Below are 18688 nucleotides of genomic sequence, written 5' to 3' on the forward strand. Positions count from 1 at the left end.
GAACCTCACTCTTGAGGCCCTCGCCATCCAGTTGCCACGCATCCCGACTGTCCATGCCGAAAGCTTAATCGAACAAAGTTTCGAACACAAGAGAATGTGGATCGAAAATTGCTGCTATCAAATCGATTTCGACATTTCGGACAGTCGGTTATAGGCGGGTCGCCGACGTAGTCCACGTGCGCCGACGAGTGCGAGCGCCACCATCAACCCGGAGCACAACAGCATCACTGCGGTCTCGATGAACTGAAAATGCCAGTACCGGCTCTGCGGGTGATAGACCACGGCATAGTGATCGATTCCCTGTTCTCGAAGGCAGTTGTCTGTCCCCGGCAAGCGTATGGGTCCAGCCGAGCACCAGGCCCAGGAGTGTCATCGCCAGCGTGATGGGAACGAAGACCACCAGGACCGCAAGAAATACCCTCGAACACGGCCGGTGGATTCGCGAAGATCGACGAGTAGTGGAAGCGCCGGATACGACGGACACCGATTTGTTACTCATCGGTCTGGTGTCGAGTGCGCATCTGCAGTCCCGAGCCAGAACCAATCTTCAGCGCTTCCGGCGGCCGAACAATACGCCGACAGCCGAGATCATGATCAGCGCCACAAGAACGACGACGATGTACGACCTGTCCGCGGCCGGTGCCACCGTTTCGCTTTCTTTGGTCACTGCATCAGTGAATGTACAGCTCATGCCGGGAGGGAACCATCCCCAGAAGTCTGTAATTCCTGCCGCTACCCTCTCAGCCCGGCCGGGAAGGAGATAATTGAATCGTGATGGGATTCCATAGTGATCAATGCACCAGCTGGGCTGATGTTGGAGGCGCAAAGAAAATGCGTCCAACAAATAGACCAAGGTTAGTGCGATCAGCGATATTGCTAAAGACGCTTGGCTTGCTCGTAATAATCGAATCTTCACGACTCGCCCGTAACGGTCACGTCATCATGAGGTGACGATGGTGTTGGTTGCTGCGATCCACCGAATCCAGGCGTCCTCAAAATTGACCTGTCGACTTTGGGAGTCGCCGAACTCTCCTGACGTCGGTAGTCCAAATCGGCCATCCTCGTAGCCCTGCCTCCCATACTCAGCAAAGATAGCACCGTGGACACTTTCTCCGTGCCGAGAAACAATCGATCGTGAGATCGGGGAAGTGGTTACTGCTAGTCCGCGACAAACAGCTCGCTATCCTCATCGAATGGATCAGGCAGTGTCGAACTCGCAGGCAACGAGAAGGTCCGGTGCTCTTCGTTGGGTTGGTTTGGTAAACGCACTTATCGCAGCGTCGGCGTCGGCGATGTATGTCGCAGCGAAATGCCATCTCACCTGGCCCGAACCTGCGGATAGTGCACTCTCGATCGCCGGTGCGATCGTTCTCTGGGTCCTCACCGCGACTGTTGCAATCGTGCTGCTCGGAGTGTGCTGGTGGCAGCGACGCCGATGGTTGTGGTCCGTTGTCGCTGTTCCGGTTCTCGTGGTGATCGCGCTCGGGATCGCGGCCGCGGGGCAGCCACATTTCGATCAGTATCGGGCAGACTTCGAAACCGTTGCACAGCAACTACTTCAAGAACCTGACGATCCCTATTCCGATGGGTATCATCGTGATCTACGAATCGGCAGATTCGATATCTCCTATGCCAACGTCAGCAGTGAAGGCCACGTCTATTTCTATGACGCACGAGATGGATTGGACATCTTGGACAATCCCGGCTGGGTGTACGCACCCGATGGTGTGTCCGACAAGACCTTCAATCAGCTCCGGCTGGAAGACATCGGGGGCGGATGGTACCGATTCCCTCATCTTGTCGTTGACAGCTATTGAAACTCAAACCACCAGACACTCCGCTCGAAGTCTCGGGCGAATGTGGTGACGCCGACCAGCATTCCGGAGGCGAAGGGAAGTAGGAGTACGAAAAGCGTCGTGAAGGTCAAGGCAGTGTCGGCGCGGCAACTGCCACCTCCGTCGTACCAGCGCGAGCAGACGGCCCCGAAGTTCCAACCCTCGCCCGAACGCTGAACGAACCAACCTGAAATCGCGGCTGTCAGGATCAGGAGGAATATCGCCGCCGCTGACCATCCGATCTGCCCTCGGCATTGCCGCCAGGTCGCTCAAGTCATCGGCGAATGCAGCTCGGTGAAGCGTGGATGCGTCTCATGATGAAACAATACTGTTCTTCTGGTTATCCGCACGGATTCCGAAAGCCGATACCCCGGAGCTTTGCCCGAGGTATCGGCCTGAGGTCAGAGGCAGAAGAAACTGAGCGAACTGATTGCCGCGTTCTGCTCGAGCTGGCCTGCGTCTCCGACGTTGCCGGCGGCGACTGACAGATCTTGAAGGGAGAGAATAGCGTCCATTGTCATTTCCTTTGTTGATCGGCCTTCTTGCCGATGGATTTGATCGATCGAGTTTGCTTACGGTGTTGATTTCGTTCCAGGGTTTTCGCCTGGTAATTCTGTGCTCCAATCTGCCGTGGGTGATAACTTCCGAACAATTAGGCGATGTGGCAGTTCGACGCGCACATCAGTGGAAACGACTGTCGGGCAGTTGCCGATCCGGTATGTCGGAGCGACGCCAGTATTCCTGCAGATCCGGTTGCCCAGTCTGTCGAGAGTCTCAGGTTCTGTTCACCTGGAAAGTGCAGTCCTCCTGCGTGATTGAGGCTGTGTAAGCCCAGAAGCTGGAACTGCTGGGCAAGCGTCTGCTCGCAATCGGCGCCGGCATATGGACTCTTGGAGAGTTCGCCGAGGAAGAGAATCAGCCCGGCTCGCCCGTTTAGTAGTCCGGCTTGGGCAGTGAATTCGACGGCGGCAGCGCGGGATATGGCAAGTAGCGCAGACGCGTAGCGCGGCTCGTCGACATGTCGAACAAGTTGAAGAAGTACCAGGCCCACGCCGACGGATCCCGATCCGAGGTACGGCATTGTCCGGCGCTCCTCTCTCAGCTGCATCGAACCGTCAGGGCACATCTGCATCACGGACAGGTCGATGTCGACAAGCTGTCGCGCGTGTTCCAGCGATCGAGGATCACCGGTCCGTTCGTAGTGGCGAGTCCAGAACAGCGCTTGCCCGCTCGGCCCTCTCATCAAGCCTCCGCGACCCGTTGTTGCCCAAGATGTTCCGTCGGTGAAGCGGACGTGTGCGCGAGCAGCCGAAAGGCGATCCCGCAGAGTTTCGGTGACGAGAGCGAGAGTTGACGATGCCGCCGGACATGACTCCGATTCCTCGAGTAGAAGGCACCCGATTCCGGAAAGGCCGCCGAAGAGGCTGGAGTCGAGATCGTCGAGTGGGGCTCGACGCAAAGTCTCGGCCCACCTGTCGGCAGTCGAGTGTCGTCCTAGTTGCCGAAAGGTATGCACCGCACCTGCGAGCCCGTCGAAGAAACCGAACCGTGGTTGCGTATCCGAATCAACTTGATGTTCAGTCCATTCCAGAACTGTCTCCAAGGTGTCGGTGGGAAGATCATCGGCGAGTAGGTTTCCGCACGAGCCGTGAGCAATGCCGTAACCGTTCACTTCGAACTGGGCGATGTCACCGGGAAAGAGTCGATCAGCGCGGGAGAGATCAAGTGTGGTGAGGATGCCGCAGCGCAATCGAGCGTCCATACGTTGCAAGGTTTCCCTCGACGACGTGTCCCAACGATGCGGGTGATCCTCCGGTTCCGGCGGCTGTGCGTCGAGCATCGAATAGAGCGAGGCACAGAAGGCACGAGGAAGATCGAATCGAGACACCGCGTAGCCGATGAGTTCGGGAATCTTGTTGCGATCGAGGGGGAGCAATGTAGTAAGTGGGACAAAGAGTCCCAGCTCGATGCATCCCAAGGAGTATCGATCTGCCTCGATTCCTGTCAACTGTTGCGGTGCGGTGTACCCGGGAGCCCCGGTGGACCGGGGCGGTTGCTCGTCGATGCTGTGGGCCATCTCGAAATCGATGATCCGAATACCCGACGGTGAGCACATCACGTTGCCGGGGTGAAGATCGGCATGAACGATTCCGGCGTTGTGGAAGCTCTCGACTGCGGTAGTCAGCTGTTGTGCAATACCGAGCGCCCAGGTTCTGTATTCCGTTCGGGAGCTGAGTGTCTGATCCGCGCGTATCAGCGGATAGCGGAGCGCAATCTCCTGATTCAGGGGAGCGCCGGGTGCGCGCTCGGTGACAAGAAAGTGGTGTCCTTCGCGCTCGAACAAGTTGAGCGCGGAAGGTGAGTACGGGTTGTCGGCAAGGTGAGTCAGCGTGTCGTACTCGTTGCAAATGCGGTCGATTGCGTACCGGCCGTTGGCGTCCGGGGCGGTGAAGGGCCGACCCTCTTTGATGACGAGATTGATGCCGGCGTCGTCCAGCGCGGAGTAGATCCCCCCGCTGTTGCTGAAGTGCAGGGCTTCAGTGATCGAATAGGGGAAGGCGTCGCGTGATTTCAGCTTGTCTTGCTGCGCGCGAACGAAGTCCGGGATTTGTACCCAGTCTGGAGTTCTGAAGGAAGTGCCGCGCAGATCGGGTTCGAGCGATCCGTCAGGGCGACGTATTGCCGGGACGCGATCGCCGAATGAATCATTGGTCTGCATGGGCAGGTACGCGCCGTACCGTAAGTAGAGTGGTCCCCGGTTCCATCGCACATCGCTGAGGATGTATGGCCCGTCGGCAGCCGTGACAAGCTCGTCCAGTTCGGTGATGACACGTTGTGTGGCAACGCTATCCGCCGGATAGATCGTGATGAATTTTCCGCTGGATGTTCGATTGGCCTGCTTGCTGTTGGAGAACATGAGGTCTGCTGCCGTCCGAAGAAATTTGAAAGGCACCAGATTGTGGCCGCAATACGCGGAGACGGTATCGAGCAGCTCCTGCGCGTTGGCTTGGGTAGCGGAGCAGTGAATCTTCCATCCCTGTTCTGGCAGCACGCTGTCAGGCGGTTGGAAGTAGTTCCACGGTCCGCTTTGGGGACCGCGTCGCCAGAGTGACCAGTCCACCGACTTTGCAGGCTTAAAGTGCTGGTCAGTCGGTGCGTCAGGTCGAGTGACCGTTCTGATTCGGTCGTAGAAATGCGAGTCGGCACGTGTGAATGCAACGTATCGCAGGTCCACGCTCTACCTCCGGGTCAGTCCCCCTGCGGTTTGTCATCGATTGGTGCCACGCCCCGAATCCCCTGTGGCTTGGATTGCTTGTGGCGGAAGGTTATCCGATTCCGGACATTTCGGGCGAAGATTGAAAACCTATCATTCGAAAGTACTAATGAAGGGCGTTGGTCAGGGGTTCCTGATCGTCCAACTTTTTTTGTCCGTCCATATTTGCTTCGAGTTCGGTAGCCCTCTCTTGACGGACGGTCCGACTCGGTGGTAATTGTTTAGCGAGCGCTAAGTCAGGATGCTCCCACGATCTCGGTCCGGCATCCGGTGCCACGAACTCGGGTGCCGGACCGCCCCAGCAATGCACGTCCTCGAAGGGAACGAAGATGACCAAGGCAGTGATCGTCGATGTAGTCCGGATCGCGTCCGGCAAGGGAAAGCCGGGTGGAGCACTGTCCGGGACGCACCCTGTCGAACTGATGGCCCACGTTCTGCGTTCCATCACCTCGCGAAACGGCCTCGACCCCGCTCTGGTGGACGACGTGATCGGCGGTTGCGTCGGCCAGGCCGGTGAGCAGGCGCTCAACATCACCCGCAGCGCGGTCCTGTCGGCAGGGTTCCCCGAGTCGGTTCCCGCCACCACGATCGATCGCCAGTGCGGATCAAGTCAGCAAGCTGCGCACTTTGCGGCGCAGGGCGTGATCGCCGGGGCCTACGACATCGTGATCGCGGCAGGCGTCGAATCCATGAGTCGTGTCCCGATGGGTACCACGACGATGGGGAAGGACGCTTCCGGTCCGGGCATCGCGGCTCGCTACCCCGAAGGCCTGGTCAACCAGGGAATCTCGGCAGAATTGATCGCCGCCAAGTGGAAGCTTGACCGCGACGCTCTCGACGCATTCTCCGCGCAGTCCCACCAGCGGGCAGCAGAGGCAGCGGCGAAGGGGCTCTTCGACAAGGAGATTCTGCCGATCTCGGTGACCAACGCCGCCGGTGAGACCGTCTCGCATACCGTCGACGAGACGGTTCGCGCGTCTACTACCGCCGAGGGACTCGCCGGTTTGAAGCCGTCGTTCTACTCGGAGAAGTACGCGCAGCGCTTCCCCGAGGCGCAGTGGTCGATCACTCCCGGTAACTCGTCGCCGCTCACTGACGGCGCGTCCGCAGCACTGATCATGAGCGAAGAAATGGCGTCGAAGCTGGGGCTGACGCCGCGAGCACGCTTCCACTCCTTCTCCGTTGCGGGCGACGACCCGATCTTCATGCTCACCGCACCCATCCCAGCCACCCACAAGGTGCTCGCTCGCGCGGGTCTGAGCATCGACGACATCGACACCTACGAGGTCAACGAGGCCTTCGCTCCCGTTCCACTCGCCTGGGCTCACGAGTTCGGCGCCGATCCGGCAAAGCTCAACCCGTGGGGCGGCGCGATTGCACTCGGCCATGCCCTGGGGTCCTCGGGTACTCGACTGTTGACCACGATGGTCAACCACCTCGAGGCCACCGGCGGACGCTACGGTTTGCAGACCATGTGTGAGGGCGCCGGCATGGCCAATGCCACCATCATCGAACGCATCTGAAACACATAACCTTTCGAAAGGAACTCTCATGATCGTCAACGACAGCGTCGCCGTCGTCACCGGTGGAGCATCCGGCCTCGGCCTGGCTACGACCAAAGCCCTTCTTGCCGACGGTGCCAGCGTCGTCATCATCGACCTTCCGTCGTCCAACGGTGAAGCCATCGCCAAGGAACTTGGCGACCGGGTCCGCTTCGCGGCTGCAGACGTCACCGACGAGGCTGCGGTCACCGCTGCACTCGATGTGGCCGAGTCCCTCGGACCCCTGCGCGTGGCAGTCAACTGCGCCGGAATCGGCAACGCAGTCAAGACGGTCAGCAAGAAGGGTGCTTTCCCGCTCGACGCATTCAAGAAGGTCATCGACGTCAACCTGATCGGCACCTTCAACGTTCTTCGTCTTGCTGCGGAACGTATTTCGAAGACCGAACCCATCGACGGTGAACGCGGCGTCATCATCAACACCGCCTCCGTCGCAGCCTATGACGGTCAGATCGGGCAGGCTGCGTACTCCGCGTCGAAGGGTGGCGTCGTCGGTATGACGCTCCCCATCGCCCGTGACCTCGCGTCGCTGCTGATCCGCGTCAACACCATCGCTCCCGGCCTGTTCAAGACCCCGTTGCTGGCCGGACTGCCTGAAGCAGCTCAGGCGTCGCTGGGTCAGCAGGTGCCTCACCCCTCTCGCCTGGGCGATCCCAGCGAGTACGGCGCGCTTGCTGCGCATATCGTCTCCAACCCTATGCTCAACGGTGAGACGATCCGCCTCGACGGTGCAATCCGTATGGCACCGCGGTAATTTCGGCTATTCATGACTGGCGAGGTGGAGCCCGTGAATTCGGTGGCAGTGGACTGGAGGACTTTCCCGCCGCTGGTGATGACCGACATCCTGATGGCTTCGCTCGAGCTGTTCGACGAGAACGGTTACCACGGCACGACGGTGCGGCAGATTGCCAACCGTGTCGGGGTAACCGTTCCCGCGCTCTACTATCACCACGCGAACAAAGAGGCAGTCCTCGTCGCTCTGTTCGAGATCTCGATGAGTGAGCTGAATACCAGAACCGAAGCGGCAGAGGTGGAAGCCGGCGAAAATCCGGTACGACGCTTCGCCTTGGTGGTGGAGGCGATTGTTCTCTACATGACCCACCGGTCGCGGCATGCTGCGTTGGACACCGAGATTCGGCATGTCTCACCGGAAAGCCGAAGTCGATACGCCGCCAGTCGTAAGCGGCTCGAGTTGCTCATGCGCAGGATCGTCGACGACGGTGTGGCATCGGGAGATTTCGCGGTCACCGACACCGAAGAGACCGTCCGGGCCATACTCGGTATGGCGCAGTCACTGCCGCGTTGGTTCCAGACCGGCGGGCCGATGTCGCCGACGCAATTGGCGCAGAAGTACGTCGACATCGCTTTTCACACGGTCGGTTATCGTCCGTAAAGTGCATTGCTCGTTAAACGAAGGTGGGCAACAGATTGAAAACCTGTTGCCCACCTTCAGTATTCATGCTTCAGCATTCACTCCGTGTCAGAGGCGAGTGACTTCGAGTCCGCCTTCGTGGTAGTCGGCCCTCAGACGCTTCTTGTCGAACTTGCCGACGCTCGTCTTCGGAACTTCCTGAACCACAGCCCAGTTCTCGGGGAGCTGCCACTTGGCGACCTTGTCCGAAAGATATTGCTGGAGTTCGGACATCGTGGTCTCGGAACCGGCGCGAAGAACAACCGCGACCAACGGACGCTCGTCCCACTTCTCGTCCGGCACGCCGATGACGGCAGCTTCGGTGACGTCGGGGTGGCCCATGACGGCGTTCTCGAGGTCGACCGATGAGATCCATTCGCCGCCGGACTTGATGATGTCCTTGGAGCGGTCTGACAGGCTCAGGAAGCCGTCGGCCGTGATGGATCCGACGTCGCCGGTCTTGAGCCAGCCGTCGTTGAACTTGTCTTCCGCATCGACGCCGTAGTACGACCCGGTGATCCAGGGGCCGCGCACTTCGAGCTCGCCGACGGAAACGCCGTCGTGTGCAACAACTTTGCCGTCATCGTCGATGAGACGTGCCTCGACGGATGCCGGGAAGCGGCCCTGAGAGTAGCGGTACTTCCACATCGCGTCGCCGGTGACACCGGCCGGCGGGCGGGCAACGGATCCGAGTGGGGAGGTTTCGGTCATGCCCCAGGCGTGCAGGACGGAGACGTTGTGGTCGGCTTCGAATGCGTGCATGAGGGCAGGCGGTACCGCGGAGCCGCCGATCAGAACCTCACGCATCGAGGAGATGTCCTGTGGGTTCTGCTCGAGGTAGAGGTGCAGGCCCTGCCAGATGGTGGGTACGGCCGCGGCGAACGTCGGCTTCTCGCTGGCGATGATCGCAGCCAACGGAGCAGGCTGGAGGAAGCGATCGGGCATGATCAGCGAGGCGCCGATCATGAACGCGGCGTAGGGAAGTCCCCACGACATGGCGTGGAACTGAGGCACTACGGCGAGTGCACGATCGCCCTGCGCGAGGTTGGGGCCGTCGCTCATGCAGACCTGCATGGAGTGCAGGTAGATCGAACGGTGGGAGTAGACGACACCCTTGGGGTCGCCCGTGGTGCCGGACGTGTAACACATTGCGGCAGCACTGAGTTCGTCGACCTCGGGCCAGTCGAATTCGGTTGGCTGATCGGCGATCAAGCCCTCGTATGTGTGAACCTGCACGCCCTCGGGAGCTTCGAGTCCCGCAGTGGAGGAACCGGTGACGATGATGTGCTTGACGGTTGTCAGCGACGGAAGCTGCGGAGAGAGAAGCGGAATCAGGGACGGATCGACGACGATCACGCGGTCCTCGGCGTGATTGGCGACGTGGATCAACTGCTCGGGGAACAGGCGAATGTTCAGCGTGTGGAGCACAGCACCCATCGAGGGGATCGTCAGGTACGCCTCGAGGTGCTCGGAGTTGTTCCACATGAACGTGGCGACTCGCTCGTCACCCTCGACACCGAGTCCGCGCAGGGCGTGCGCAAGCTGTGCGCAGCGCTTGCCGACGTCTGCGTATGACACACGGCGCGGGCCGGACTCGGTCCACGTGACAACCTCGGAAGCGCCGTGAACGGAGGCACCGTGGCGGAGAAGTTGAGCAATGGAGAGGGGGGCGTCTTGCATGGTGCTCAGCATGGGCTGCTCCTGTGTGGTGTGTGAGACCGGTGCTTTTGCCCACGGGCCCTCACAAACGATGTGCTGTGGCTGCCAGATTAGTCACAGCTGCGAAGTGCTCGCTAGTGACCCACTGCACTAGCGAAAAACCACGCTATGAGTAGCGCTCCCGGATCGACCACTCCGCGAGCGGCTTCGCCCACATAACTTGCACGTCCGCGGTTCGCGAGCATGGTTTCGGTCGACTCCGCGCCGGCCGCCGCCGCTGCCGCTGCGCTGGCCAGAGCAGCGTCCCGATCGGCTCCCGAGTTCACGGATTGCTCCAACGACTCGACCGCCGGAACTATCGCGTCGACCATCGTCTTGTCGCCGACGCGTGCGCCGCCGAGCGAGGTGATGTTGTCGAGCCCCGCCCGTGCTGCAGTCGCGATCGCACCGAGGTCGAGTTCGGAGTCCGCTGATTCTGCGGCGACGCGGAAGAAATGCCGGAACCAGATGCCGAACAACGCGCCGGACGTACCGCCGGCGTGACCGAGGTACGCCTGGGAGACTGCATCGAATATCGTTGCAGTGGAGTAGGTGTCACGGATCGCCGAGATGTCGAGCTGATCCAGTGCGGCCACCATGTTGGTCCCGAAGTCGCCGTCTCCTGCTCGTCGGTCGAGATCGGTCAGGGCAGGTTCCTGCTCCAGTACCTTCGCGGCCCAGTCCGCAATCCAGCCGCCGACGAAGCTGCTTTCGGCAGTGCGTGAGGTGTCGGGTGTGAATGTGGGACCGAATGATTCACGCTTGCCCATGCCGCTGTACTCACGTGCCATAGCATTCGGCCAGGCGGGCGCTTTTGTTGGCGCGTCCCATAATTCGAGGATTTCTTTGTTTGTGCGAACAAGGGTGATGGATGCTCCGGCCATGTTCAATGCAGTGACGAACGTTCCGATCAGCGTCCGCTCGATGTGAATTCCCTGGTCGGCCAGATAATCTCCGAGTTCGGCGAACAGTAGTTGCAGCTCCATTGGGTGGGTGGCTCCCAGCCCGTTGACGACTGCAATGACGTGATCACCTTCGGCGAGACTCAGGGACTCGATGATCGGATCCGCCAGCCGTCGCACCAATTCCGGTGCGGGCAGGGCGTCCACGCGTTCTGTGCCGCGTTCGCCGTGGATTCCGATACCGAGTTCCATCTGCCCCTCCGGCAGGTCGAACGACGGCTCGTCAGCCCCCGGCAAGGTGCATGGGCGAAGAGCGACGGCCATGCTGCGAGCCGAGTGCGCGACGTGTTGTCCGATCCGGGTCACCTCGGCCAGGTCGTCACCGCGGGCGGCCGACGCGCCGCAGACCTTCGCCACCACGATCGTTGCCGCAGTGCCGCGTCGCCCCGGGCCGCTACCGTCTGCGCGTTCGGTCGCGACGTCGTCGTCGACCAAGACGACGTCCGTGTCGATCTTGTCCTCGCGGAGTAGTTCCCGTGCGATACCGAAATTCATCACGTCGCCGGTGTAGTTCTTCACGATGTGCAGGACGCCGCCACCGGCGTCGGCAGCTTTGGATCCTTCATGGATCTGCAGTGCGTTGGGTGAGCTGAAGATCAACCCGGGACAGACGGCCGTGAGCATTCCTTCGCCGATGAATCCGGCGTGCATGGGTTCGTGACCCGAGCCGCCGCCGGAGACGAGCGCGACTCGCCCGCGTGGAAGGGGCTGTGCACGAGTGAGGTATCCGGGATCGGGGTTCCACGCGATGTCGTCGGTGGATGCGATCAACCCGCGGAGTGCGTCGGGAACAAATGTCTTTGCGCTGCGCATGAACATCACTTCAGAGTAGGTCTAACGTCGACTTCGGGCACGGATCGTGATCGACGAGAGGTGGACGGCGTGAAATTGGGGTTGGTACTTGCCGGTGGCGGCGTTGCGGGAATCGCCTGGGAAACCGGTTTTCTGTTGGGCGTTCAGGACAAATCGCCGGACGCTGCCGCAGCGCTGCTGGCAGCGGACGTATTGATCGGCACTTCTGCAGGTTCCACCGTGACTGCTCAGATTGCGGGCGGCGCGACCCTTCAGGAGCTTTTCGACGCACAAACGGCCGCTGCGACCGGTGAGATCGATCCGGAGGTAGATGTCGAGGTCCTCGGTCAGATGTTCGTCGACGCGATCGCGGGCTCCGCGGATCGGTCCGAACAACTTCGTGCGCTCGGCGAGGCAGCGATGGCCGCCGACACCGTCGAACCCGCCGTGCGTCGTGCGGTCATCGAGGCAAGGCTGCCCAATCGGTTGTGGCCCGAGCGGGAGTTGCGCATCCCGGCGATCAACGCACAAACCGGTGAGGTGAGGGTGTTCGGCAGTGCTGACGGCGTAGAACTGATCGACGCAGTCGGAGCAAGTTGCGCCGTACCAGGGGTGTGGCCGGTAGTCATGATCGAGGGCGACCGGTACATGGACGGCGGAATGGCAAGTGGCTCGAATGTTCATTTGGCTGCCGACTGCGATGTGGTCGTGGTTCTTTCACCTGCTGCCGATCCCGCCCCGAATCTGCTGGGCGGCAGCCTACGAGAGGAAATCGACGCGATGACGCAGTCACGGGTACTGGCGATCTTCGCCGACGACGCCGTCGTGGAAGCGATCGGAACCAACTCCCTCTCGCCGGCGACAAGGCACCCGGCAGCTGAACTCGGACGCGAACAGGGTCGCCGAACAGCTGACGAGATCGCTGCGTTTCTGGTGACGGCATGAGCGCCGCACGGATTGCCGTGGTCCTGCGCCCGGAGCAATCCCCGGAAGATCTGGTTCGGCATGCGGGGTATGCCGACGAAGTCGGTATCGACGAGGTCTGGCTGTGGGAGGACTGCTTCTTCGGCGGAGGAATAGCCACTGCTGCAACTGTATTGGCCGAAACCACGCGCCTGGGAGTAGCGATCGGTGTGCTGCCGACTCCGATGCGCAACACCGCGATCACGGCGATGGAGATTTCGGCGCTGGCCAGAGTTCATCCGGATCGACTGCGGGTTGGCTTCGGTCACGGCGTTCAGAGGTGGATGCGGCAGATCGGCGCCAAGGTCGAATCGCCGTTGACCCTCCTCCGGGAGCAGTTCGGAGCACTCGAGCGATTACTGCGCGGTGAGTCGGTGACGGTATCCGGTCGATACGTGAATCTCACGGACGTCAAGCTGGCGTGGCCGCCCGAGAAGGTGCCGCAGTTGCTCGTCGGTGCCACGGGGCCAAAGACTTTGGCGCTCAGTGGTGAGTTGGCGCAGGGCACCGTGCTCTCGGGTGGGACGACCCCGGAAGGCGTTCGCCGGGCGATCGCTCATATCGGAGCGCAGGATCTCGAGGTGGTCGTTTACGTCATCTGTGCATTTGGTTCCAGCGGTCGTGAGCGCGCCCTTGCCGAGGCCGCAGCGTCAGGGTGCGAGTCGCCGGAGGAAGCGATTGCCGTGGGGACCGTGGCCGACGTTGCGGCCGCAGCAGTGCGATGGGTGGACGCGGGTGCAACCACCGTGGTACTCCAACCGACCGTTGACGAGACGGACGTCCGCGAGTTCATTCGCCTTGTCGCGCAGGAGGTTCAACCGCTGATGGTGTAGCTCAGGCGGCTAGTCGGGACAGAGCCTCGTCGATGTCGGCAGTGCTCACGTCGCGATGTGTCACGAACCGAACCTTCCCGGTGACGGTGACCGCACCGACGTCGACGGCGGCGAGCTGAGCAACGGTGGCCGACGGATCGGCTGTGGCGGCGAGAACGATGTTGGTTGCGGGTTCGTCGACAGCCCAACCGCGTTCACGAAGGCCCGACGCCAGGCGTTGCGCATTGTCGTGATCGTCGGACAGGCGAGCTTGTGAGCGAAGCGCGACGATGCCGGCTGCGGCAAGCACCCCGCCCTGACGAACGCCGCCGCCGAGCATCTTACGGATCCTTCGGGCTTCGGTGATCAATTCAGGTGATGTGGCCAGAATCGAGCCGACCGGCGCACCGAGTCCCTTGCTCAGGCACACCTGGACGGTATCGGCGCCGGAAGTCAATTCGGTGGGCGAAACATCGAGTGCAGCAGCGGCATTCCAGAGGCGGGCGCCGTCGAGGTGAATCTTCAAGCCGCGTGATCGCGCTGCGTCGACCAGTTTCGTCCACTCCGTCGGATTCATGACGGCGCCGCCGGCGAAATTGTGGGTGTTCTCGAGACAGAGCAGCGTGGTGTTCAACGTGAAGTACGGGCCGGGGGAGCCCGCCGCCTTCACGACGGTCTCGGGACTGGGACGTCCGGGTCCGCCGTCGTGCGGCAGCGCCATCGGCATTCCCTGTGCGAGCCAAGCAGCGGTGCCCAACTCTGACCCCAAGACGTGAGAGTGTTCCGGTGCGAGGAACTGATCGCCGCGGCGAAGGTGCAGCATCAGCGCAATCAGGTTGCCCATCGATCCGCTCGGTACCCACATGGCCGCCGGAAAGCCCAGAGTATGTGCGACCTCTTCCTCGAGCGCCGCCATGGTCGGGTCGTGATCGAGGACGTCGTCACCGACCTCGGCGTCAGCCATCGCCTTCCGCATCTCCGCATCAGGCTTGGTGACGGTGTCCGAGCGTAGGTCGATGTACGACGAAGTCATGGCTCATTCGATCAAGCCGCGTGTTCCGGCGTCAAACCGCGGCCTTTGCTGGACGGCTACTCCGGCCTGATAAATCAATATCGCCGAGGATGCCTTCCGTGTGATGATGGGCGCCGGCAATCGTCGGTGAAGAGAACAAGAAGTGGAAGGGGACAGGCATGCGCGACTCGAAGCAAGCGTTGCACCTGCGCGGGCACTCACCCCGCGGCATTTCCCTTCCTGCATTCGGGGAACAGAGTGGCGCTGGATATATGCCGTTCCCCGTTTCTTGTATTTGCTCCTGACCCGTCCTCGTGTCCAGGAGTTCCACTCCTCGACATGAACTGAGACGTCTCATGCGGAACCCGAACCGCGCATCTACCGCCGCTTCTCACAGTTGGATGAACCGGTCCGTCCGGGTACTCAACGCAACGTACGAGTACCTCGGTGAAGTGAGCGCCGATCGTGCGGTCGTCCTGATCGCCACCGGTTCCGCGCAGTCCACCGAAGACGTGATCCCGATACTTCCGGTGCGCTCCAAGCACGTCGAGATCCCACTGCCTCGGACGATCCTGCTTGCCGAGTACGTGTATGTCGCCCACCGGGTTACGGTCACCGATTCCAGCCGAGCGACCTTCGCCGGCATCTTCGACCGGGACGGTCGTCAATGTGCGTACTGCGCCGCCAGGGCAACGACCATCGACCACGTCCAGCCGCGAAGCCGCAACGGGCCCAACACGTGGGGGAATCTGGTGGCGTGCTGCAGTTCCTGCAATCAGCGCAAAGCGGATCGCACACCGGCTGAGGCCGGCATGCGGCTGCTGTGGGAACCGAAGGCACCTCGACGCATCGAGAAGGTGCAGCAGAAGATCTGGCGTGAATTGAGTCGGACGTGACGGTCGGAAGGAGTAAGTGATGTGCGCTGACGAAATCTCGAATCTGGCTGAGCTTCTGCCGATCTCGGACGATCCAACCTGGTGGCAGGCGGAATGTCGAGGAGACCCCGAGCCGGACCGCTGGTTTCCCTTTCCGTCCGAGGGATACGACTACGCGACCGACGTGTGCAACAGGTGCCCGATTGCGGAATCGTGTCGCGAATTCGCCTCTGCCACTGGCCAGACCGGAATCTGGGGAGGAGTGAAGTTCGAGCAGGGCAGGATCGTCGCGGCGTGAGGGATCAGATTCCCGGCTCCGCGGCGATCGTACCGGCCGATACCGCCCGGCACAGAGCGTCGTGGTCACGTTCGGTTTGATCGGCGTAGAGCCGAGCAAACCGGGTGAGGGCGGTGTCGACCGTGTCCGAGGTTCCCAGGTAACCGGAAATCAGTGACGCGCCACTGGTTCGTGCGTGTCCCTTGGCCAGTAGGCGACCGCAGATCGCGACATAGTCGGTCAAGGCTGCTGCATCGATATTGTTCAGGTCCACAGAACCTTTCATGTTCCGGAACTGACGGACGTAGTACTGGCGGTCGTCCACGGTGCACCACCCGAGCAGTGGATCGCTGACTGTCTGGAGAGCCTGCTGGTATTCCGCGACGCGTCGTCCTTGATGGTCGTGCCAGGCCGAGTCACCGTGCACGAAGGGTGCAACGACGGATCGGCGAGCCTGCTTGAGCTGCAAGAAGATGACGTCGTCCGGGATGCTCCCTTCGCACAGGGCGACATACGCACGCAGAGCGACGCTTCCGACTCCGACAACCCGGTGCGCAACGTCGATGACGTTGTATCCCGAGACGACTCGGCGCCAGTGTGGTGCAAGGGTTTCGAGATACTCGTCCAGACCCTCCAGGAGGAAGTCGGTGTCCTGCGGCGTGAGTCGTGTTGTGAGCGGCGGGTTCTCGACCAACTGGCGCCGTCCGTGATCCTCGACGGTGAACCGGGGTACCGCGTGATCGCTCGTACGCCGTCGTGCGCGCTCCGCGGCGCGTCGGATCTCGGCCAGCAACCCGGGATCAGTGACGTGGTCGGTCAGTCCGTCGAGATCGACCCGGTCGAAGGAGCGATCGAACAGTGGACGCTCGGAAAGCTTTGCCAAGTGGAGGCGATATGCGGACACACACGAGGTTGTCGCTGTTTCGCATTGAGCTTCGGTGAGACCGTTCTGCCGCCCGGCCACCCAGATGCTCGCAGCCAACCTTCTCAGGTCCCATTCCCAGGGGCCCGGATGTGCTTCGTCGAAATCGTTGAGGTCTATGACAAGTTCGCGTTCCGGGGACCCGTAGAACCCGAAGTTTCCGACGTGCGCATCCCCGCAGATGACGGGAGTGATGCCGGTGGACGGGAGCTGCGCCATGTCCTCTGCCATCAAGCCGGCGGTACCGCGCAGGAAACCGTACGGTGAAGCGACCATGCGTCCCACACGAATCGGAACCAACCAGTCGAGTCTTCCCTCGTGTGCCGTGTTGACCTGATCGACCGGATCGCGTCGGTTGGGCGGGGGCGTCCAGTCACCGAGCGACGATCGTGCTACTCGCTTGCGCAGGCCCTTCCCGATTTTGCGACGCTCACTGCGGGGCGTCTGACGCGCCCGCAAAGTCGCCCTGCCGTCCGGTTCGTTCTCGAGAGCCAGCTGACCGGCAGGCCTGTTCACCGGGTCCATGTCGGGCTCTCTTTCGTCGGGCGTGCGAAACTCGCGCTCGATCTTATGCCCGCTTGATTGCGCGCCGCGCGACGAGTTCCTTAACTACCCGCCTGGGCAATCAACTCGACAGCGCGGTCGGCGCACAGTTCCGGGTCCGGCATTCTCCCGATACCGAGGCATTCGACAACGGCGAACGACGTATCCGGTGTCGTTTCCACGCCGAGCGCCCACCCGAAGTAGTGATTCCAGGCGAGTACGGCTCGGTGGCCACTGTGCTGCGGAATCTCGCTGCCCAGAACGAGTACTGCGTCGAACGCGGGGCCGTCGCACCAGATGACCGATTCGGCGAAGGTGGAGCTGGCGACGGCGACTACGTACCTGTGACAAGTCGATTCACTCGGAATGGCGATGTGTGCACGCATGGTCGCTCCTCCGGCTCGGTTGCGATCGGAGGGTTCCCCGTTGCCGGCGCCGAAAAAACGCTTGGCAGATTACGTCCCGGCCACAGATCTACGACGCAGACGGTGTCTGAGATGTTTTTGTGCTGCCCGCGCGACCGAGCGAGTCGAGAGATACTGCTCGGCGGGTATCAACCGGGAACCGAACAAGTAGAACCTTTGGGCTTCGTCGTGGTCATGTGTGGCCGCGGAGATGAGCAGACGTTCGATCGCGGTGAACTTTCGCCCACCGGCGTAACCGCTCATGTAATCGATGTGTTTCGTCATACTCGCTCTGGCACTGCGGTATTCGGCCAAGGCAGCGTTCACGTTCCGATGCGAGTCGAGTGTGTGTGACGTCGTCTCCGTCAGCATTTGGGCGGTCGCGTCGACCAGCATCTGAGCGGTCTCCAGTGCCCACGAGCATCCGATGCCCCATAACGGGTCGTTGGTTGCCGCGGCGTCGCCGATGAGTGCGAACCCGTTACCTACCGGGTCGGTGAGGGTTGTGGAGAAGTGTTTGGTACCAACGATCTTCCCGACGATGTGCTCTCGGCGAACAGGCGGAGCGCCGGGTAATGCGTTGGCGTACGCGAGGAAAGCAGTAGACAGGTCGTCAGCGAACGGGCCGAGCTTGTCGAGGGCAGGGAAGACGACCAGCACGCTGATCCCGCCGTCGTTGGGGAGCAGATAGGCGACGTCGGGATCCATGAACCACGACAATGAAGATTCTCCGTCGGGTCGTTCGAGTCCGGAGAGTTGAGCGAAGTAGCTGAAGCGCCCGTTGGACGCACTCACCGAGTCGCAACGCGCGGATCGTGCGACGGTCGAATCCTTGCCGTCCGCTCCGACGGTCAATCGTGCTTCGACAGTGAAGGCCGAACCCTGTTCGGTGCCGTAGACGCCTGCAGTAGTGCCGTTCTTCGTCAGTAGTCCGGAAACACGATGTCCGAGAAGAAGGTCGACGTTCTGGTAGTCGTTCGCGAGTTGGCGCAGGAGGGGGTCGAGAGTTTCCCTTCGGATGTTGAATCCAGGCGGCGGTGAGTTCTCTGCAGCATCAGGGGTGATCATTCCCCACGGGGTCCAGAATTTCGGAACGGTTTCCACCATTCCCAGGGCGAGCAGTTTTTCCGTGGCGCCGAGTCGTTGCAAGATCGGGGCACCGCAGGGTTGTAGGTGGTGAGTGCACAGGACTTTGTGCGCCCGGATGTCGGAGCGAGCGTCGAGAAGCGCTATCCGCAGACCTTGCTGGGCGTACATGATTGCGGCCGCGCATCCTGCGATGCTCGCGCCGACAATCACAACGTCATAGTTTTCCCGTGCCTTCGAAGTCACTCGATCAGTTTAATGCA

Annotated in this window: 15 protein-coding genes; 8 read left to right on the forward strand and 7 right to left on the reverse strand. The window is 61.4% G+C overall.

Translation table 11 applies throughout. The features are described from left to right. Positions 1-1193: 1193 nt before the first annotated feature. Positions 1194-1817, forward strand: a complete 624-nt coding sequence (locus tag ACKAMS_RS02335) for a hypothetical protein (RefSeq protein WP_211918519.1) — start codon at positions 1194-1196, stop codon at positions 1815-1817. A 670-nt stretch (positions 1818-2487) separates the two neighbouring features. Here the strand turns inward: ACKAMS_RS02335 and lanKC are convergent. Continuing rightward, positions 2488-5070 (reverse strand): class III lanthionine synthetase LanKC, encoded by a 2583-nt coding sequence (gene lanKC, locus ACKAMS_RS02340; RefSeq protein ID WP_408988544.1) that lies wholly within the window; start codon positions 5068-5070, stop codon positions 2488-2490. A gap of 368 nt (positions 5071-5438) precedes the next feature. Here lanKC and ACKAMS_RS02345 point away from each other — a divergent pair, with 368 nt between their 5' ends. The 3 genes from ACKAMS_RS02345 to ACKAMS_RS02355 are packed head-to-tail and all read left to right on the forward strand — an operon-like array spanning position 5439 to position 8061. Continuing rightward, positions 5439-6632 (forward strand): acetyl-CoA C-acyltransferase, encoded by a 1194-nt coding sequence (locus ACKAMS_RS02345; RefSeq protein ID WP_019745830.1) that lies wholly within the window; start codon positions 5439-5441, stop codon positions 6630-6632. A gap of 28 nt (positions 6633-6660) precedes the next feature. Next, positions 6661-7422: a 3-hydroxyacyl-CoA dehydrogenase gene (locus ACKAMS_RS02350; protein WP_003942978.1), complete on the forward strand. Its 762-nt coding sequence runs from the start codon at positions 6661-6663 to the stop codon at positions 7420-7422. 12 nt (positions 7423-7434) lie between these two features. Beyond that, positions 7435-8061: a TetR/AcrR family transcriptional regulator gene (locus ACKAMS_RS02355; RefSeq protein ID WP_020909537.1), complete on the forward strand. Its 627-nt coding sequence runs from the start codon at positions 7435-7437 to the stop codon at positions 8059-8061. A gap of 87 nt (positions 8062-8148) precedes the next feature. Here ACKAMS_RS02355 and ACKAMS_RS02360 read toward each other — a convergent pair whose 3' ends face one another. Together ACKAMS_RS02360 and ACKAMS_RS02365 are read right to left on the reverse strand one after the other, a co-directional pair. Then, the gene (locus ACKAMS_RS02360; RefSeq protein ID WP_408988545.1) at positions 8149-9771 is read right to left on the reverse strand and encodes a long-chain fatty acid--CoA ligase; all 1623 of its coding nucleotides are present in this window, start codon (positions 9769-9771) and stop codon (positions 8149-8151) included. A gap of 101 nt (positions 9772-9872) precedes the next feature. Continuing rightward, positions 9873-11558, reverse strand: a complete 1686-nt coding sequence (locus tag ACKAMS_RS02365; protein WP_408988546.1) for a dihydroxyacetone kinase family protein — start codon at positions 11556-11558, stop codon at positions 9873-9875. A gap of 54 nt (positions 11559-11612) precedes the next feature. Between ACKAMS_RS02365 and ACKAMS_RS02370 the strand changes: the two genes are divergently transcribed. After that, complete coding sequence (locus ACKAMS_RS02370) at positions 11613-12476, forward strand: patatin-like phospholipase family protein (protein WP_408988547.1); 864 nt, start codon at positions 11613-11615, stop codon at positions 12474-12476. Next, positions 12473-13327: an LLM class flavin-dependent oxidoreductase gene (locus ACKAMS_RS02375; RefSeq protein ID WP_408988548.1), complete on the forward strand. Its 855-nt coding sequence runs from the start codon at positions 12473-12475 to the stop codon at positions 13325-13327. Before ACKAMS_RS02370 ends, ACKAMS_RS02375 begins: the two co-directional genes overlap by 4 nt. A 1-nt stretch (position 13328) precedes the next feature. Here the strand turns inward: ACKAMS_RS02375 and ACKAMS_RS02380 are convergent, their stop codons facing one another. Next, positions 13329-14339, reverse strand: coding sequence for a threonine aldolase family protein (locus tag ACKAMS_RS02380; protein ID WP_408988549.1), 1011 nt, complete (start codon positions 14337-14339; stop codon positions 13329-13331). Positions 14340-14674: 335 nt separating this feature from the next. Between ACKAMS_RS02380 and ACKAMS_RS02385 the strand changes: the two genes are divergently transcribed. Both ACKAMS_RS02385 and ACKAMS_RS02390 read left to right on the forward strand, forming a co-directional pair. Beyond that, complete coding sequence (locus tag ACKAMS_RS02385) at positions 14675-15214, forward strand: HNH endonuclease (RefSeq protein ID WP_408988550.1); 540 nt, start codon at positions 14675-14677, stop codon at positions 15212-15214. A gap of 19 nt (positions 15215-15233) precedes the next feature. Further along, positions 15234-15491 carry a WhiB family transcriptional regulator gene (locus tag ACKAMS_RS02390; RefSeq protein ID WP_042953210.1) on the forward strand — a complete coding sequence of 86 codons (258 nt, stop codon included), beginning with the start codon at positions 15234-15236 and terminating at the stop codon, positions 15489-15491. 4 nt (positions 15492-15495) lie between these two features. On the opposite strand, the gene ACKAMS_RS02395 is transcribed toward ACKAMS_RS02390, so the two are convergent. The 3 genes from ACKAMS_RS02395 to ACKAMS_RS02405 all read right to left on the reverse strand — a co-directional run bounded on the left by ACKAMS_RS02395 (position 15496) and on the right by ACKAMS_RS02405 (position 18671). Continuing rightward, the gene (locus ACKAMS_RS02395; RefSeq protein ID WP_019745821.1) at positions 15496-16917 is read right to left on the reverse strand and encodes a DUF2252 domain-containing protein; all 1422 of its coding nucleotides are present in this window, start codon (positions 16915-16917) and stop codon (positions 15496-15498) included. An 80-nt stretch (positions 16918-16997) separates the two neighbouring features. Further along, a complete protein-coding gene (locus ACKAMS_RS02400) occupies positions 16998-17321 on the reverse strand; it encodes a DUF6292 family protein (RefSeq protein ID WP_019745820.1) in 324 nt (107 codons plus the stop codon). A gap of 69 nt (positions 17322-17390) precedes the next feature. Then, complete coding sequence (locus tag ACKAMS_RS02405) at positions 17391-18671, reverse strand: NAD(P)/FAD-dependent oxidoreductase (RefSeq protein ID WP_408988551.1); 1281 nt, start codon at positions 18669-18671, stop codon at positions 17391-17393. Positions 18672-18688: the final 17 nt, after the last annotated feature.

Source organism: Rhodococcus sp. 5A-K4 (genome assembly GCF_046097995.1).
Taxonomy (GTDB): domain Bacteria; phylum Actinomycetota; class Actinomycetes; order Mycobacteriales; family Mycobacteriaceae; genus Rhodococcus_F; species Rhodococcus_F erythropolis.

Excerpts from the sequence above, each read along its gene's own strand:
- ACKAMS_RS02335 (WP_211918519.1), top strand. The coding sequence starts at position 1,194 with ATGGATCAGGCAGTGTCGAACTCGCAGGCAACGAGAAGGTCCGGTGCT.
- ACKAMS_RS02385 (WP_408988550.1), top strand. The coding sequence starts at position 14,675 with ATGCGGAACCCGAACCGCGCATCTACCGCCGCTTCTCACAGTTGGATG.
- ACKAMS_RS02365 (WP_408988546.1), bottom strand. The coding sequence starts at position 11,558 with ATGTTCATGCGCAGCGCAAAGACATTTGTTCCCGACGCACTCCGCGGG.
- ACKAMS_RS02355 (WP_020909537.1), top strand. The coding sequence starts at position 7,435 with ATGACTGGCGAGGTGGAGCCCGTGAATTCGGTGGCAGTGGACTGGAGG.
- ACKAMS_RS02400 (WP_019745820.1), bottom strand. The coding sequence starts at position 17,321 with ATGCGTGCACACATCGCCATTCCGAGTGAATCGACTTGTCACAGGTAC.
- ACKAMS_RS02390 (WP_042953210.1), top strand. The coding sequence starts at position 15,234 with ATGTGCGCTGACGAAATCTCGAATCTGGCTGAGCTTCTGCCGATCTCG.
- ACKAMS_RS02395 (WP_019745821.1), bottom strand. The coding sequence starts at position 16,917 with ATGGACCCGGTGAACAGGCCTGCCGGTCAGCTGGCTCTCGAGAACGAA.
- ACKAMS_RS02375 (WP_408988548.1), top strand. The coding sequence starts at position 12,473 with ATGAGCGCCGCACGGATTGCCGTGGTCCTGCGCCCGGAGCAATCCCCG.
- ACKAMS_RS02380 (WP_408988549.1), bottom strand. The coding sequence starts at position 14,339 with ATGACTTCGTCGTACATCGACCTACGCTCGGACACCGTCACCAAGCCT.
- ACKAMS_RS02360 (WP_408988545.1), bottom strand. The coding sequence starts at position 9,771 with ATGCTGAGCACCATGCAAGACGCCCCCCTCTCCATTGCTCAACTTCTC.
- ACKAMS_RS02350 (WP_003942978.1), top strand. The coding sequence starts at position 6,661 with ATGATCGTCAACGACAGCGTCGCCGTCGTCACCGGTGGAGCATCCGGC.
- ACKAMS_RS02345 (WP_019745830.1), top strand. The coding sequence starts at position 5,439 with ATGACCAAGGCAGTGATCGTCGATGTAGTCCGGATCGCGTCCGGCAAG.